Origin of the sequence: Streptomyces sp. FH025 (genome assembly GCF_017427025.1) — a bacterium.
Lineage (GTDB): Bacteria > Actinomycetota > Actinomycetes > Streptomycetales > Streptomycetaceae > Kitasatospora.
Genome location: NZ_JAFLNG010000087.1, coordinates 1 through 17,546, shown reverse-complemented (window position 1 = coordinate 17,546; position 17,546 = coordinate 1). Strand labels below are relative to the sequence as shown.

The window sequence follows — 17,546 nt, the reverse complement described above, 5'->3', positions numbered from 1 at the left end:
CGGGGGCGCAGGTAGAACAGCCAGTAGAGGGTGGCGGCGGCGGTGATGCCGCCGGTCCACAGCAGGGGCTCGGCGTCCAGCTTGGTCATGATGTAGACCAGGAGGGCGATCAGCAGCACCGGGACGACCGGCCACAGCGGCATCCGCCAGGCGGCGGCGTGCTTGTGGTGGCCGCGCCGGGAGAGCAGCGAGGCGATCGCGACCAGCAGGTACATCGCGGTGACGGCGACGCCGGTGATGTTGCTGAGCAGCTCGCCCTTGACGAAGCAGAGCGCGGCGCCGGGCAGGCCGACCGCGAGGGTGGCGACCCACGGGGAGCCGAAGCGGCCGAGGGTGCCGAAGGCCTTGTTGACCGGCTCGGGCCAGGCCTTGTCGCGGGCGGAGGCGAACAGCACCCGGGAGTTCTGGATCACCATGACGATGCCGGCGTTGATGATGGCCAGCGCGATGCACAGGCTGATGAAGGTGCCGACCGCGGAGTTGCTCCAGGCGGTGACCATGCCGGAGATGTCGCCGGAGGCCAGGGTCTGGAGGTCGGGGGCGCCCATGGTGATGGCGGCGACCGGGATCAGGATGATGGCGCTGGAGAGGCCGAGCGTCCACAGCACGGTGCGCGAGACGGTGCGGCGGGGGTTCTCCAGCTCCTCGGAGAGGTAGACGGCGGTGGAGAAGCCCTGGGTGGCGAAGAGGGCGATGCCGAGGGCGCCGACGATGGCGCCGATGCCGACCGGGGTGGCGACGCCGCCGTCCCCGGCGACCACGCCGTGCAGCATGCTCGGGTGGTCGGGGTTGGCGTGGGCGAAGCCGAGCACCGAGACGACGCCGGCCGCGATGACCTCCAGGACCAGGAAGATGCCGGTGATCCAGGCGTTGGCGCGCAGGTCGAGCAGGCCGGCCAGGGTGGCGGCCAGCATCACCGCGGCGCCGGCGATCGGCTTGTCGACGTGGAGGACGGGCGCCAGGTAGTCGGCGGTGCCGAGTGCGATGACCGAGGGGACGATCATCACCACGATGAGCGACTGGATGAAGACCAGCCAGCCCGCCAGCCGTCCGGCCAGGGTGCCGACCATCGCGTACTCGCCGCCGGCGCTGGGGATCAGGGTGCCGAGCTCGGAGTAGCAGAACGCGACCGCGACGCAGAGCACGGAGCCGATGGCGATCGCCATGGCGGTGGCGCTGCCGATGCTGGAGAACAGCTCCGGCACGATCACGAACAGCGTCGAGGCGGGGGTGACGCAGGACAGCGTGAGCAGGGTGCCGCCCACGACGCCGATCGAGCGCTTGAGCTGCTGGGGCGCTGCCGCCTCGGCCGCCGTGGCGGCTACGGACTGTGGCGGGCGAAGCGTGTCGGTCATGTGGCTTCCGATCGGCTCTGTGCGGTTCTGGAGTGGGAGCGGTATCGCCTCCGCTGGCTGGTTGCTCGGGTCTCGTCCGGTCGCTCCCGGGCCGCAATGGAACCTCGGGCGTATTGATTGCGTCAACGCCGGAACTGCTTCGGAATCCGTTGCGGTCAAGGGCATAGACATACGATCCGATGATCACTTAGGGTCATCACGCTCTTTGTCCGACTTGTTACCTTGACCACATTGGGCATGAATCAAAGGTGAACGGCGTGTTGCAGGCCGCCATTCGAAGGTGATGTTCCGGTTGTGCGGCGACACGCCAGGCGGCCCTGAAGGGCCCGGCAACTCCGGGGTCAGGTGCGGGAACCGCAGCCCGGCCCCGGAAAGATCTAGGTAACGTTTCGGCACCTGGGACGCCGAAGGGGTCGGACTCCCGGGAGTCCGACCCCTTCATCACTGTCAGTGACGGTCCGCCCGGTTGGGGGCCGGGTCAGGACACCGGCAGCCAGCCGGTCTGCACCATCTGCCCCGCGGTCACCCGGCGTGACACGTACACCCCGCGGCCCGGCGGCAGCGGCTGCGGCTTGACCGTCCCCAGCAGCGCTCCCTCGTCCCGGTTGCCGGACAGGATCACGCCCTGCCCGCCCAGCTCGCGCATCCGCTGCATCACCGGCTCGTACAGCGAGCGCCCGGCGCCGCCCGCGCTGCGGGCCACGATCACCCGCAGGCCGATGTCCCGGGCGAACGGCAGGAACTCGGCCAGCGGCGCCAGCGGGTTGCCCGAGCTGGTCGCGACCAGCTCGTAGTCGTCGACGATCACGAACATGTCCTTGCCGCTGTACCAGCTGCGGTTGCGCAGCTGCTCGGCGGTCACGTCCGGGCCGGGCAGGCGGCGGGCGCAGGCCCCGCGCAGCATGTCCACGATGGCCGACATGGCCGGCTGCGCGGCCGCGTACTCCACCAGGTACTCCGGCGGCACGGTGCCCAGCAGCGAGCGCCGGTAGTCGCCGACCACGATGCCCGCCTGGTCCGGCGTGTAGCGCTCGGTGATCTGCTTGACCAGCATGCGCAGCATCGCCGACTTCCCCGACTCGGTGTCGCCGAACACGATGAACAGCGGGTCGGTCTCGAAGTTGACGAAGACCGGCGCCAGCTCGGCCTCGTCCACGCCGAAGGACACGCCGCGCTCCGGCTGCTCGAAGCCCTTCGGCAGCGAGTGCCCGTCCAGCACGGCCGGCAGCATCCGCACCTGCGGGGCGCGCGGGCCGGTCCACGCGCCGTCGATCGCGCCCACCAGGCCGGACACGCCGTCCTGGAGGTCGTCCACCGAGGAGGAGCCGTCCAGCCGCGGCAGGCCGGCCAGGAAGTGCAGCCGCTCCGAGGTGATGCCGCGCCCGGCCAGCGCGGGGACGTTCTGCGCCACCCGGCGGTCCACCTCGGACTCCATCGAGTCGCCGAGCTTGAGCTCGATCCGGTTCTGCAGCAGGTCCTTCAGCGCCGGGCGCACCTCCGCGTACCGGGTCGCGGTGATGACCAGGTGGACGCCGTAGCCGAGGCCGCGCTGGGCGATGTCGCCGATCACCGGCTCCAGCGCCTCGAACTCCTGCTTGAAGGTGTTCCAGCCGTCGATCACCAGGAACACGTCGCCGAAGGCCTCGTCCGGCAGCTGCCCGGCCGCCCTGCGGGCCCGGTAGGTGGCGATGGTGTCGATCCCGACGGCCCGGAACAGCTCCTCGCGCCGGTTCATCACCCCGTGCACCTCGGAGACCATCCGGCGCACCTTGTCCACGTCCAGGCGCCCGGCCACCCCACCGACGTGCGGCAGCCCGGACAGCGACTGGAAGCTGCCGGCGCCGAAGTCCAGCAGGTAGAACTGCACCTCCAGCGGCGTGTGGGTGAGGCCGAAGGAGGCCACCTTGGTGCGCACCACGGTCGACTTGCCGGAGCGCGGGCCGCCGACGATCAGGCCGTGGCCGGCCGCCCCCGAGTAGTCGACCTCCATGATGTCGGTCTTCTGCTCGCGCGGCTTGTCCACGATGCCGACCGGCACCCGCAGCCGGCCGCCCGGGAAGCCGGGCGCGGTCAGCCCGCGCTCCGGGACGACCTGGAGCGGCGGCAGCAGGTGGTCCATGCTCGGCGCCTCGTCCAGCGGCGGCAGCCACACCTGGTGCGCGGCCGGGCCCTGGCCGGACATCCGCTGGACGAACACGTCCAGCACGGTGTCCACCAGCGCGTCGTCCTGCTCGGGCGCCTGCGGCGCCTCCTCCTCCACCGGCTCCGGCGGCTCCACGTAGGCGGCGGTGAACTCCACCGGGTGGGCGTTCACCCGTCGGCCGCCGGTCGACCGCTGCTGCCCCGGTGCCCGGTACGGCCCCGAGACGTACGCGGCCTTGAACCGCTCCATCACGTCCTCGCCGAACTTCAGGTAGCCGACGCCCGGCACCGGCGGCAGGTGGTACGCGTCCGGCACGCCGATCGCCGCCCGCGACTCGGCCGCCGAGAAGGTGCGCAGACCGATCCGGTACGAGAGGTAGGTGTCCAGGCCGCGCAGCTTGCCCTCCTCCAGGCGCTGCGAGGCCAGCAGCAGGTGCACGCCCAGCGACCGGCCGATGCGGCCGATCTGGATGAACATCTCGATGAAGTCCGGCTTGGCGGTGAGGAGTTCGGAGAACTCGTCGATGATCAGCACCAGCGAGGGCAGCGGGTCCAGCGCCGCGCCGGCCGCCCGGGCCCGCTCGTACTCGTGGATGTTGGCGTAGTTGCCGGAGCGGTGCAGCAGCTCCTGGCGGCGGTGCAGCTCGCCCTCGATCGCGTCGCGCATGCGGTCGACCAGGGTGAGCTCGCCCTCCAGGTTGGTGATCACCGCGGAGGTGTGCGGCATGTCCGCCATGCCGGAGAAGGTCGCACCGCCCTTGAAGTCGGCGAGCACGAAGTTGAGCGTCTCCGAGGAGTGCGTCATCGCCAGCGCCAGCACCAGGGTGCGCAGCAGCTCCGACTTGCCGGAACCGGTCGCGCCCACGCACAGGCCGTGCGGGCCCATGCCCTCGAGCGCGGCCTCCTTGATGTCCAGGTGGACGTGCTCGCCGCTCGCGCCGACGCCGATCGGCACCCGCAGCCGCTCGTGCTGGGCGCGCGTGCGCCAGCTGCGGCTCACGTCGAAGGAGCCCGGGTCGCCCGAGTTCATCAGGTCGGTGAAGTCCAGGTTGGACAGCAGCGGCTCGTCGTCCCCGCCGGCCGAGATCCGGTACGGCGCCAACTGCCGCGCCAGCGCCTCGGACTGCCACACCGACAGCAGGTCGGGCTTGCCGGTGTACGTCGCCCCGGAGGCCGAACGCAGCAGCAGCTCCTGCGGGTTGACCGTCACCATCAGGTGCCCGCTCGGCTCGTCCACCTCACCCGGGACGACCTCGATGACGGTCACCCCCTGCACGCCCTCGGGGCTGGCCAGCAGCGAGTCGTGCGGCACCCCGGCGCCGTCCATGATCACCACCAGGTGCGGCTGGTCCGCGGCGGGCGCCGCGTCCCGGACGAACCGCTGGCGGCCGGACAGCTCGTCCTGGAGCAGGTACTCCAGGTCGCCCAGGTCGGTGGCGCTCAGCCGGCGCGAACCGGCGCCGTCGGCCTCCTTGCGGTGCTGGTTGTGCGGGAGCCACTTGGTCCACTCCCATTCCTCGGCCGCGCCGGGCGCCGCCGCGACCGCCACCAGCAGGTCGTCCGGCGAGTGCAGGGTGGTCAGCTGGGCGATCATCGCGCGCACGTTGCCGTACACCGAGTCCGGGTCCCCGCACACCGTGATGTGGTAGAAGGCCCGCAGCGACACCGCCAGCGGCAGGTCCTGGAGGGTGCCGTGCGCCTTCAGGAAGGAGTGCATCGCGGCCGCCGACAGCGGCTCCAGCTCGTCCATCGGCGCGGTTTGCGGCGCGACCAGCGGGGTGGACAGCTGCACCGGCCCGAGGCCGACCCGGATCTGCGCGAAGTCGCCGTCCCCGGTGCGCCGTTCCCACAGCCGCCGGCCGTCCTCGACGATCGACCACAGCTGGTCCGGCGCCGGGTTCAGGAACAGCAGCGCGCCGCGCTGGCGCTCCGCCGTGCGGCGCACCTGGCGGCGCGTCTGCTGCAGGTACTTGAGGTAGTCGCGCCGCTCGTCCGCCATCGCGGTCGAGCCGCCCTTGCGGGCCCGCACGATCTGGGCCAGCACCATGCCGACCGTCGAGACGATCATCAGACCGCCCATGATCTTCATCGGGGCCTGGGCGCCGGGGGAGAAGAAGAACACTGCCGAACCGCCCATGCCGAGCATCGGCAGGATGCTCATCAGCCAGTCCTCGCCGCCCTGACGGGGCAGCTCGGGCGGACTCACCAGCTCCACCGGCTCGTCCGGCACAGTCGGCGGATAGGCCCTGGCCGGTCGCTTGACCGTGATCACACCCATGTGTCATCCACCCCGTGGCGTCGATCGATCACTTCGGCATCGGCCCTCACGCGACTGCGTACGGCCCGTACGGGATTCCGTGGCTGAGGACGCCCCACACAGCGCAGCCCCCGTACTCACCTACCTTGCGCAGGCGCCGATCCTACATAGGGGCGTGTCTGGCAATTCCCGCCGGGCGCGCGACGCCTGGGCACGCACCTCGCCGCGTTGTCGTCGGTCGCCGATGCTCCGCATGGACTCCCTCCTCCGCCTTGCGATGCACGCACCCAGACGCCGCGCGCTGATCCGACGCGACTTGCCAGACACGCCCCGGTCGCCCCCGCACCGCCCGCCAGGCCCCGGCCCGTGGCGGCGGTGGGCACGAACCGAGCGGGTAGGGTAACGCCGCGCCAACTCGCGGCCCGGCCGGGCCGGTTCCACAGCAACACCGAGCGCCGCCGGGCCTCGGCACCGTCAACAAGGGGGAGCGCCAAGTGCGTCGAAGGACCATCGGGGCGGAAGCATGACCAACACTGCCGCGACCGGCTACTGCCGGGTGACCGTCGTCGCGCCGGACCGCCGCATCGACGTCGCCCTGCCCGAGGACGTCCCGCTCGCGGACGTGTACCCCGAGGTGCTGCGCCTGGCCAACCAGAGCCAGCCCGACGGCGCCCCCACCGGCTTCCACCTGGTCCGCCGTGACGGCACCGTGCTCGACAGCGGCCTGCCGCTGGCCGCCCAGCAGGTCCGCGACGGCGACCTGCTCGCGCTGCGCCCCTTCGCCGAGTCCCTCCCGCCGGCCGTCTACGACGACGTCGCCGACGCCATCGCCAGCGCCGTCGAGGCCGACCGCCGGTTCTGGAGCGCCGAACTCATGCGCGGCTTCGGCCTGATCGGCGCCGGGGTGCTGCTCACGCTGCTCGGCTTCGCGCTCTGGTTCTCCGACCTGCGCCACGACATGCACGGCCTGCCCGGCGTCCTGGCCGGCGTCACCGCTGTCGTCCTCACCGCGCTCGCCGGCGTGCGCGCCCGGGTCTACCAGGACGCCCACGCCGCCCTCGCGCTCGGCCTCGGTGCCCTGCCGCACGCCATGATCGGCGGCAGCGGCATCATCGCCGTCGCCCACCAGGGGGACGGCCCCGGCCGGCTCCAGTTCCTGACCGGCTGCGTCGCCGTCCTGGTGGTCGCCGTGCTGCTGGCCGGACTGCTGCCCGAGAAGGACGCGGCCTTCGTCGCCGCCGCCCTGGTCGCCGCCGCCGGCGCGCTCGCCACCTTCGCCGCCGTCCTGCTGCCCGACACCCCGGCCGGGCACATCGCCGCCGTCACCGGTGTCGCCGCCGTCGCCGCGATCGGCTTCCTGCCCAGCCTCTCCGCCCGCTTCGCCCGGCTGCCCGTCGGCTTCAGCGCCCCCGGTCAGACCCGCACCCGCAGCCGCGACTACGACGAGGAGGCCGAGCGCGCCGAGGCCGTCCAGTACGAGCGGATCGCCCACCAGGCCCGCCGGGGCCACGAGGTGCTGGTCGGCCTGGTCGGCGGCTGCGCCGCCGTCGTGGTCGGCGCCTGCGCCGTCCTCAGCTTCACCGACCGGACCTTCCCTGAGCTGCTCGCGCTCGCCCTCGGCCTGGCCACCATGCTCCGCGCCCGGCTGTTCCGCTACACCGCGCAGGTCCTCAGCCTCACCGTCGCCGGCCTGCTCGGCCTGTGCCTGCTGATCGTCGGCCTGTCCCTGCACACCCCGCAGTTCTTCCTGCGCGCGGCCGGTTCGACCACCGAGCTCGACCTGCGCACCATCTGGCTGGCCGCCTCCGTCGCCTTCGGCGCGGCGCTGCTCACCGCGATAGCCCTGGTGGTGCCCCGGCTCGGCGTCTCCCCCTTCTGGGGCCGCATCCTGGACCTGGTCGACAGCCTGACCCTGATCTCGCTGGTCCCGCTGGCGCTCGCCGTCCTGAACACCTACCGGCTGGTCCGCGGCGCCACCGGCTGACCGGAGGCCCCCGTCGGCCACCGCCGCCCACCCGCCGTCCGGCCGGGTGGGCGGCACTGGTACGCTTGGCCTCCGAGCGCAGCCGTGTGTCCACCCCTCCGCGGGGTGCGGACGGCCGGCCGCGCTCACGACACCGAGTTCTCGATGAGTCCTGTGTTGTCGACCAGGACCGCTCGGTAGACCTTGAAGGAGTTGCAGTGGCTCTCGCCTCTGACGTCAAGAAGCAGATCATCGCCGAGTTCGGCCAGAAGGAGGGCGACACCGGCTCCCCCGAGGTCCAGGTGGCCATGCTCTCCCGTCGCATCTCGGACCTGACCGAGCACCTCAAGACCCACAAGCACGACCACCACTCCCGTCGTGGCCTGCTGATCCTGGTCGGCCAGCGTCGCCGCCTGCTGCAGTACCTGGCCAAGAAGGACATCGAGCGCTTCCGTACGCTCGTCGACCGCCTGGGCATCCGTCGCGGTGCCGCCGGCGGCGCCCGCTGAGAACGCCGCTCGGGGCGGCTCCCCACACCGGGGAGCCGCCCCTCGCGCGTATGCCGCGGCGGTCAGACCGCGGCGCCCGGACCCAGCAACCGGACATAACAACTCGCGCGCACCTCCCCAGGTGGCCGAGGATTGCACCGTAGGGTTGTGGGCATGCCGGGTGATGGCGCACCAGCGCGCCACCCGGGCAGAAAGACCCGAACCCCCCCCGCGGGAACGAAGGCTTCAAACGGAAGCCGCCCGCATCCGAGAGAGCGTCCAGACGCGGACCGCCCGTCCCGGCCCGGCAGCCGTGAGGCGCCGGTCCTCGGTAGTGGCCCCCGGAACCCCCGCCGACACGCGCGGGGCACCCCGGAGGCTTCGATCGAAGACCGGCCCGACTGCCGCCCTCCCTGACAGGAGGGCCCCAGGGCCAGCGCAGAGGCAGCGCGCGGGGACGCTCTCCCGGAGACGTACGAAAGAGGAGATCTTCCAGGTGGAAGAGAACGTGTTCTACGCCGAGGCCGTGATCGACAACGGTTCCTTCGGCACCCGTACCATCCGCTTCGAGACCGGCCGTCTGGCCCGTCAGGCCGCCGGTTCCGCCGTGGCCTACCTGGACGACGACACCATGGTGCTGTCGGCCACCAGCGCGTCCAAGCAGCCGAAGGAGCACTTCGACTTCTTCCCGCTGACCGTGGACGTCGAGGAGCGGATGTACGCCGCGGGCCGCATCCCCGGCTCGTTCTTCCGTCGCGAGGGCCGGCCCTCCGAGGACGCGATCCTCACCTGCCGCCTGATCGACCGCCCGCTGCGCCCGTCCTTCGTCAAGGGCCTGCGCAACGAGGTCCAGGTCGTCGTCACCGTGATGGCGCTCAACCCCGACCACCTGTACGACGTGGTCGCGATCAACGCTGCCTCCGCCTCCACCCAGCTGGCCGGCCTGCCGTTCTCCGGTCCGATCGGCGGCGTGCGCGTCGCGCTGATCAAGGGCCAGTGGGTCGCCTTCCCGACCCACACCGAGCTGGAGTCGGCCGTCTTCGACATGGTCGTCGCCGGTCGCGTCCTGCCGGACGGCGACGTCGCGATCATGATGGTCGAGGCCGAGGCCACCGACAAGACCATCAAGCTGGTCGAGGGCGGCGCCGAGGCGCCGACCGAGGAGGTCGTGGCCTCCGGCCTCGAGGCCGCCAAGCCGTTCATCAAGGTGCTGTGCGCCGCGCAGTCGAAGCTGGCCGCCCAGGCCGCCAAGCCGACCGCCGAGTTCCCGGTCTTCCTGGACTACCAGGACGACGTCCTCGCCGCGCTGACCACCGCCGTCAAGGACGAGCTGGCCCAGGCCCTGACCATCCCGGGCAAGCAGGAGCGCAACAACGAGCTGGACCGCGTCAAGGCCGTCGCGGCCGAGAAGCTGCTCCCCGAGTTCGAGGGTCGCGAGAAGGAGATCAGCGCCGCCTACAACGCGCTGACCAAGAAGATCGTCCGCGAGCGCGTCATCAAGGACAAGATCCGCATCGACGGCCGCGGTGTCACCGACATCCGCACCCTGGCCGCCGAGGTCGAGGCGATCCCGCGCGTCCACGGCTCCGCCCTGTTCGAGCGCGGCGAGACCCAGATCCTGGGTGTCACCACCCTGAACATGCTCCGCATGGAGCAGCAGCTGGACACGCTCTCCCCGGAGACGCGTCGCCGCTACATGCACAACTACAACTTCCCGCCGTACTCGGTCGGCGAGACCGGCCGCGTGGGCTCGCCCAAGCGCCGCGAGATCGGCCACGGCGCCCTGGCCGAGCGCGCCATCCTGCCGGTGCTCCCCACCCGCGAGGAGTTCCCGTACGCCATCCGCCAGGTCTCCGAGGCGCTCGGCTCCAACGGCTCCACCTCGATGGGCTCGGTCTGCGCCTCGACCATGTCGCTGCTGAACGCCGGTGTGCCGCTGAAGGCCGCCGTCGCCGGCATCGCCATGGGCCTGATCTCCCAGGAGATCGACGGTGAGACCCACTACGTCGCGCTGACCGACATCCTCGGTGCCGAGGACGCGTACGGCGACATGGACTTCAAGGTCGCCGGTACCCGCAACTTCATCACCGCGCTGCAGCTCGACACCAAGCTGAACGGCATCCCGGCCTCCGTGCTGGCCGCCGCGCTGAAGCAGGCCCGCGACGCCCGCCTGCACATCCTCGACGTGATGAACGAGGCCATCGACTCGCCCGACGAGATGTCCCCGAACGCGCCGCGCATCATCACCATCAAGATCCCGGTGGACAAGATCGGCGAGGTCATCGGCCCCAAGGGCAAGATGATCAACCAGATCCAGGAGGACACCGGCGCCGAGATCACGATCGAGGACGACGGCACCATCTACATCGGTGCCGCCGACGGCCCGGCCGCCGAGGCCGCCCGCACCACGATCAACCAGATCGCCAACCCGACCATGCCGGAGGTCGGCGAGCGCTACCTGGGCACCGTGGTCAAGACCACGACCTTCGGCGCGTTCGTCTCGCTCATGCCGGGCAAGGACGGTCTGCTGCACATCTCGCAGATCCGCAAGCTGGCCGGCGGCAAGCGCGTGGAGAACGTCGAGGACGTCCTCGGCGTCGGCGCCAAGGTGCAGGTCGAGATCGCCGAGATCGACCCGCGCGGCAAGCTCTCCCTCATCCCGGTCATCGAGGGCGAGGAAGGCGGCGAGGCCGCTTCCGAGTGAAGCGCCGCTAGCTGACCCTTGCGGCCCGTACGCCTCCCGGCGTGCGGGCCGCACCCTGTTGTCCACGCGTTCGTCCGCACGTGCCCTTCCACGTGCGTTTCCTCTGGAGGTACCCCCCGTGGCCGTGGCCCCGGCGGTAAAGCAGCGACCCGGCAGCACCCGGACCCTGCTCAAGGGCGTCGACGGCGCCGGCACGGTGCGCCGCACCGTGCTCCCCGGCGGCCTGCGGGTCGTCACCGAGACCCTGCCGACGGTGCGCTCCGCGACCTTCGGCATCTGGGTCGGCGTCGGCTCGCGGGACGAGACCCCGCAGCTCAACGGCGCCACCCACTACCTGGAGCACCTGCTCTTCAAGGGCACCGAGCGGCGCAGCGCGCTGGACATCTCGGCCGCCCTGGACGCGGTCGGCGGCGAGATGAACGCCTTCACCGCGAAGGAGAACACCTGCTACTACGCCCGGGTCCTGGACACCGACCTGCCGCTGGCCATCGACGTGGTCTGCGACATGGTGACCGGCTCGCTGATCCGCACCGAGGACGTGGAGGCCGAGCGCGGCGTCATCCTCGAGGAGATGGCGATGGCCGAGGACGACCCGGGCGACGTGGTCCACGACCTGTTCGCCAAGGTGATCTTCGGCAGCGGCCCGCTCGGCCGCCCGATCCTCGGCACCCAGGAGACCATCAAGGCGCTCACCCGGGACCAGATCGCCGGCTTCTACCGACGCCGCTACCGCCCGGAGAACCTGGTCGTCTCCGCGGCCGGCAACCTGGACCACCGCAAGGTCGTCCGGCAGGTCGAACAGGCCTTCGCGCAGGTGCTGGCGGCCTCCACCGCCGCGCCCGCCGAGGCCCGCCGCGGCGTCAAGGCACTGCGCACGGCCGGCCGGGTCGAGGTGCTCAACCGCTCCACCGAGCAGGCCCACCTGGTGCTGGGCGTGCCCGGGGTGCCCCGGCACGACGAGCGCCGCTGGGCGATGGGCGTGCTCAACGCCGCGCTGGGCGGCGGGATGAGCTCCCGGCTGTTCCAGGAGATCCGGGAGAAGCGCGGCCTGGCCTACTCGGTGTACTCGTACTCCTCGTCCTACGCGGACAGCGGCCTGTTCGGCATCTACGCCGGTTGCCAGCCCAAGCGGGTCGAGGAGGTGCTGAAGATCTGCCGCGCCGAGCTGGCCAAGGTGGTCGAGGAGGGCATCACCGAGGAGGAGCTGCAGCGCGCGATCGGCCAGATCTCCGGCTCCACCGTGCTGGGCATGGAGGACACCGGCTCGCTGATGAACCGGATCGGCAAGGCGGAGCTCAGCTACGGGCAGCACCTGTCGGTGGACGAGATGCTGGAGCGGATCGCGGCGGTGACCCTGGAGGACGTCCACGAGGTGGCCCGTGATGTGCTGGGCGCGTACCGGCCGTCGCTGGCGCTGATCGGCCCGGTCAACGACCGGCGGGCCGCCAAGCTCGCCGATCTGCTGGTCTGAGTTCGCCCGGTTCGTGTTCGCCCGGCCTGAAGTTTGCTCCTGAGAGGACTTTCGCTATGACGCTGCGTGTCGCCGTGATCGGCGCCAAGGGCCGGATCGGCTCCGAGGCGGTCAAGGCCGTCGAGGCCGCGCCGGACATGGAGCTGGTGGCCACCCTCGGCCGCGGCTCCGACCTCCAGGAGCTGACCTCGGCCGGGGCCCAGGTGGCCGTCGAGCTGACCCACCCGGACTCGGTGATGGGCAACCTGGACCACTGCCTGCACCACGGCATCCACGTGGTGACCGGCACCACCGGCTGGACGGACGACCGGCTGGCCACCGTCCGGGGCTGGCTCGACCAGGCCCCGGAGCTCGGCCTGCTGATCGCGCCGAACTTCTCCATCGGCGCGATCCTGGGCATGAAGTTCTCCCAGATCGCCGCCCGCTACTTCGAGTCGGTCGAGGTGGTCGAGCTGCACCACGACCACAAGGCCGACGCCCCCAGCGGCACGGCCACCCGCACCGCGCAGCTGATCGCCGCCGCCCGCGCCGAGGCCGGCCGCCCGAAGCAGCAGGACCCGACCACCCACAGCCTGCCCGGCGCGCGCGGCGCCGACGTGGACGGGGTGCCGGTGCACGCCGTACGGCTGCGCGGCCTGCTGGCCCACCAGCAGGTGATGTTCGGCGACACCGGTGAGACGCTCACCATCCGCCACGACTCGCTGCACCACAGCAGCTTCATGCCGGGCATCCTGCTGGGTGCGCGCAAGGTCGTCGACCACCCCGGGCTGACCTTCGGCCTCGAACACTTCCTGGACCTGTGAGACCTGTGAGCCCCGCATGACCTCTCGTACCGGTTTCTTCGTCCTGTCCGGCGTGCTGCTGCTGGTCGCCCTCGTCTGCGTGGGGGAGGGCGTCCAGCTGGTCGCCACCGGCAAGCCGCTCGGCATCGGCATCGGGATCTGCGCGTTCGTGATCCCGGTGATCGGCGTCTGGTTCCTGCGCCAGACCGTCCGCTTCGGCCGGGCCAGCGAGCAGCTCGCCCGGGAGCTGGAGGCCGAGGGCGGCCTGCCGGTGGACGAGTTGAAGCGCAGCAAGGGCGGGCGGATCGACCGGGCCTCGGCCGACGCGGTGTTCGCCCGCCGCCAGGCCGAGGCGGAGGCCGCGCCGGGCGACTGGCGGGTGTGGTTCCGCCTCGCCGTGGCCTACGCCGACGCCGGCGACACCCCCCGCGCCCGCAAGACCATGCAGCACGCCATCAAGCTGCACAGCACCGAACCCGCAAGGAGTAACGCGTGAGCGACGAACCGACGGCCCCCAGCTTCCGCAGCGACGTGACGGTGGAGCTGGTCCGCAGCGCCGCCGCCGACTCGGACGTCATCTGGGCGGCCCGGGTCTCGACCGCGGGGGAGCAGTCCCTGGATGCCCTCCGGCAGGACCCGGAGAAGTCCAAGGGCCTGATCAACTTCCTGATGCGCGACCGGCACGGCACGCCCTTCGAGCACAACTCGATGACCTTCTTCATCAGCGCGCCGATCTTCGTGTTCCGCGAGTTCCACCGGCACCGCAGCGGCTGGTCGTACAACGAGGAGTCCGGCCGCTACCGCGAGCTGCAGCCGGTCTTCTACGTCCCGGGCGAGGACCGCAAGCTGGTCCAGCAGGGCCGGCCGGGCAAGTACGAGTTCACCGAGGGCACCCCGGAGCAGCACGCGACCACCGCCGGGGCGATGGAGGCCGCGTACCGCGAGTCCTACGCCCGCTACCAGGAGATGTTGGAGGTCGGCGTGGCCCGCGAGGTGGCCCGCGCGGTGCTGCCGGTGGGCCTGTTCTCCTCGATGTACGCGACCTGCAACGCGCGTTCGCTGATGCACTTCCTCTCGCTGCGCACCAAGCGGGAGAACTCGGCGGTGCCGTCGTTCCCGCAGCGCGAGATCGAGATGGTCGCCGAGCGGATGGAGCAGCAGTGGGCGGAGCTCATGCCGCTCACCCATGCGGCCTTCGAGCAGCACGGCCGGGTCGCCCCCTGACCTGGGAAGACAGGCATATGGGCCGAGTGTCTGGCATGTCTGGATTGCGGCTTTTCTAGCCGCTCCCTACATTCGTGACCACGGATTCCGGTGCTGCCCGAACCCCCGAGCGGACAGCACCGGGATCCCACTTCCCCGCCTGTATCCAGCGCTCCCCGCGCCTGCCCCTGTCCGAACCATGGACCGGTGTGGGTGCCGCCCCACCGCCTACGAGTAGCTTTGGACGCATGGCTCCGACCTCCACCCCCCAGACGCCGTTCGGCCGGGTGCTGACCGCGATGGTCACCCCGTTCACCGCCGACGGCGGACTCGACATCGACGGCGCCCAGCGCCTCGCCACGCACCTCGTCGACTCCGGGAACGACGGTCTCGTCGTCAACGGCACCACCGGTGAGTCCCCGACCACCAGCGACGCCGAGAAGGCCCAACTCGTCCGTGCCGTGGTGGAGGCGGTCGGGGACCGGGCCCACGTGGTGGCCGGCGTCGGCACCAACGACACCCACCACAGCGTCGAGCTGGCCCGGCAGGCGGAGGCCGCCGGGGCGCACGGCCTGCTGGTCGTCACGCCGTACTACAGCAAGCCCCCGCAGGAGGGCCTGTACCGGCACAACGTCGCCGTCGCGGACGCCACCGGGCTGCCGGTCATGCTGTACGACATCCCGGGCCGGAGCGGGGTCGCGCTGAGCCACGAGACGCTGGTGCGGCTCGGCGAGCACCCGCGGATCGTCGCCAACAAGGACGCCAAGGGCGACCTCGGCGCCGCGGCCTGGGCGATCGCCCGCTCCGACCTCGCCTGGTACTCCGGCGACGACATCCTCAACCTGCCGCTGCTGTCCGTCGGAGCCGTCGGCGTGGTCAGCGTCGTCGGGCACGTGGTAGCCGGTGAGCTGAAGGCGATGATCGAGGCCTACCTGGCGGGCGATGTGGCCAAGGCCACCGCGATCCACCAGGGCCTGCTGCCCGTGTTCACGGGTATGTTCCGCACCCAGGGAGTGATCCTCACCAAGGCCGCGCTGGACCTCCAGGGCCTGCCGGCCGGCCCGCTGCGCCTGCCGCTGGTCGGCGCGACGGCCGAGGAGATCTCCCGACTGAAGCAGGATCTCGCCGCCGGCGGGGTACACCTGTAGCAGACACAGACGTGCGCGCCCCGGCTCGCCGGACCCTCACGGGCCCGCCGCTGGACCGGACCGAAGGCGCGAGAGCACCGACCCAGTAGGAAACGACACTGAGTACGCACGCCATATGTCACCAGGGGGAGGACCCCGGGCATATGGCGTGCGTCGTGAGGAGAGTCTTTTGAGCCACCCGCACCCCGAGCTCGGCGCGCCCCCGGCCCTGAAGGAGGGCGCCCTCCGCATCACCCCGCTCGGCGGCCTCGGCGAGATCGGCCGCAACATGACGGTCTTCGAGTACGGGGACCGCATCCTGATCGTCGACTGCGGCGTCCTCTTCCCCGAGGACGAGCAGCCCGGCGTGGACCTGATCCTCCCGGACTTCAGCTACATCCGGGACCGCCTGGACAAGGTCGACGGCATCGTCCTCACCCACGGGCACGAGGACCACATCGGCGCCGTCCCGTTCCTCCTGCGGGAGAACCCGGACATCCCGCTGATCGGCTCCAAGCTGACCCTGGCCCTGATCGAGGCCAAGCTCGCCGAGCACCGCATCCGGCCGTACGTGCTGGAGGTCAAGGAGGGCCAGCGCGAGCGCATCGGCCCCTTCGACTGCGAGTTCATCGCGGTCAACCACTCCATCCCGGACGCCCTCGCCGTGGCGGTCCGCACCCCCGCCGGCATGGTCGTGGCCACCGGCGACTTCAAGATGGACCAGCTGCCGCTGGACGGCCGCCTCACCGACCTGCCGACCTTCGCCAAGCTGGCGGAAGAGGGCATGGACCTGCTGCTGGTGGACTCCACCAACGCCGAGGTCCCCGGCTTCATCCCGCACGAGCGGGACATCTCGGCGGCGCTGCGGAACGTGTTCGCGAACGCCGACAAGCGCATCATCGTCGCCTCCTTCGCCAGCCACGTGCACCGCATCCAGCAGGTGCTGGACGCCGCGCACGAGTACAAGCGCAAGGTCGCCTTCGTCGGCCGCTCGATGGTCCGCAACATGGGCATCGCCCGCGACCTCGGCTACCTGAAGGTCCCCGGCAACATGATCGTGGACGTCAAGCAGCTGGACGACCTCCCGGACAAGGAGGTCGTGCTCATCTGCACCGGCTCGCAGGGCGAGCCGATGGCCGCGCTGTCCCGGATGGCCAACCGCGACCACCAGATCCGGATCGTCGAGGGCGACACCGTCGTCCTGGCCTCCTCGCTCATCCCGGGCAACGAGAACGCCGTCTACCGGGTGATCAACGGCCTGACCCGCTGGGGTGCCAAGGTCGTGCACAAGGGCAATGCCAAGGTGCACGTCTCCGGCCACGCCTCGGCCGGTGAGCTGCTCTACTTCTTCAACATCTGCAAGCCGCGCAACCTGATGCCGGTCCACGGCGAGTGGCGCCACCTGCGGGCGGCCGCCGAGCTGGGCATCGCCACCGGTGTGCCGCGCAACCGCGTGGTCATCGCCGAGGACGGCGTCTGCGTCGACCTGGAGAAGGGCGTCGCCCGGATCGTCGGCAAGGTCCAGGCCGGGTACGTCTACGTGGACGGCGCCTCGGTCGGCGACATCACCGAGGCCTCGCTCAAGGACCGCAAGATCCTCGGCGAGGAGGGTTTCATCTCGGTCTTCGTCGCGGTCGACTCGACCAACGGGAAGATCGTCGGTGGTCCGACCATCCAGGCCCGCGGCTCCGGCATCGAGGACAACGCGTTCGTCCCGGTCGTCACCAAGCTCCAGGAGGCCCTGGACCGCTCGGCGAGCGACGGCGTGCTGGAGCCCCGCCAGGTGCAGCAGCTCGTCCGCCGGACCATCGGCAAGTGGGTCGCGGACAACTACCGCCGCCGGCCGATGATCCTGCCGGTCGTGGTCGAGGTCTGAGCCTCGTCCTGCCCCGACTGAGGTCGGTTTGACGTGGGGCGACCCGGTGCGTAGTGTTCTCCGGGTTGCCCCACGGGACGAGCCCCAAGGGAGTTCTCGAATCTGAATTCGAGAATGACCGGGAAAACGGACCGAGAAACTCTGGTAGAGTTCGGGAGCGCCGAAAGGCGAAAGCGAT

Annotated in this window: 11 protein-coding genes; 9 read left to right on the top strand and 2 right to left on the bottom strand. The window is 71.1% G+C overall.

All coding sequences use genetic code 11. The annotated features are described in order from the left end of the window. Positions 1-1,355, bottom strand: a 1,355-nt coding sequence (locus J0670_RS09465; protein ID WP_207811007.1) for an APC family permease, incomplete at its 3' end; no start/stop codon positions are given. A gap of 478 nt (positions 1,356-1,833) precedes the next feature. Beyond that, entirely contained in the window at positions 1,834-5,775 is a 3,942-nt protein-coding gene (eccCa, locus tag J0670_RS09460; RefSeq protein WP_207811006.1) for a type VII secretion protein EccCa, read from the bottom strand. Positions 5,776-6,277: 502 nt separating this feature from the next. Between eccCa and eccD the strand changes: the two genes are divergently transcribed. The 9 genes from eccD (at position 6,278) to J0670_RS09415 (ending at position 17,368) form a co-directional block, all read left to right on the top strand. After that, positions 6,278-7,738, top strand: coding sequence for a type VII secretion integral membrane protein EccD (eccD, locus tag J0670_RS09455; RefSeq protein ID WP_207811005.1), 1,461 nt, complete (start codon positions 6,278-6,280; stop codon positions 7,736-7,738). 197 nt (positions 7,739-7,935) lie between these two features. Continuing rightward, positions 7,936-8,226 (top strand): 30S ribosomal protein S15, encoded by a 291-nt coding sequence (gene rpsO, locus J0670_RS09450; RefSeq protein ID WP_196952393.1) that lies wholly within the window; start codon positions 7,936-7,938, stop codon positions 8,224-8,226. A gap of 475 nt (positions 8,227-8,701) precedes the next feature. Beyond that, positions 8,702-10,909 (top strand): polyribonucleotide nucleotidyltransferase, encoded by a 2,208-nt coding sequence (locus J0670_RS09445; RefSeq protein ID WP_207811004.1) that lies wholly within the window; start codon positions 8,702-8,704, stop codon positions 10,907-10,909. A 103-nt stretch (positions 10,910-11,012) separates the two neighbouring features. Beyond that, complete coding sequence (locus J0670_RS09440) at positions 11,013-12,380, top strand: pitrilysin family protein (protein WP_207811008.1); 1,368 nt, start codon at positions 11,013-11,015, stop codon at positions 12,378-12,380. Between the two features lie 56 nt (positions 12,381-12,436). Continuing rightward, positions 12,437-13,183, top strand: coding sequence for a 4-hydroxy-tetrahydrodipicolinate reductase (gene dapB, locus J0670_RS09435; protein WP_207811003.1), 747 nt, complete (start codon positions 12,437-12,439; stop codon positions 13,181-13,183). A 16-nt stretch (positions 13,184-13,199) separates the two neighbouring features. Continuing rightward, positions 13,200-13,658, top strand: a complete 459-nt coding sequence (locus J0670_RS09430) for a tetratricopeptide repeat protein (protein WP_207811002.1) — start codon at positions 13,200-13,202, stop codon at positions 13,656-13,658. Further along, on the top strand, positions 13,655-14,386 hold the full coding sequence (gene thyX, locus J0670_RS09425) for an FAD-dependent thymidylate synthase (protein WP_207811001.1): 732 nt from the start codon (positions 13,655-13,657) through the stop codon (positions 14,384-14,386). The genes J0670_RS09430 and thyX overlap by 4 nt, the downstream gene beginning before the upstream one ends. A gap of 227 nt (positions 14,387-14,613) precedes the next feature. Then, a complete protein-coding gene (gene dapA / locus J0670_RS09420) occupies positions 14,614-15,513 on the top strand; it encodes a 4-hydroxy-tetrahydrodipicolinate synthase (protein WP_207811000.1) in 900 nt (299 codons plus the stop codon). Between the two features lie 169 nt (positions 15,514-15,682). Further along, the gene (locus J0670_RS09415) at positions 15,683-17,368 is read left to right on the top strand and encodes a ribonuclease J (RefSeq protein WP_207810999.1); all 1,686 of its coding nucleotides are present in this window, start codon (positions 15,683-15,685) and stop codon (positions 17,366-17,368) included. Positions 17,369-17,546 lie beyond the last annotated feature (178 nt).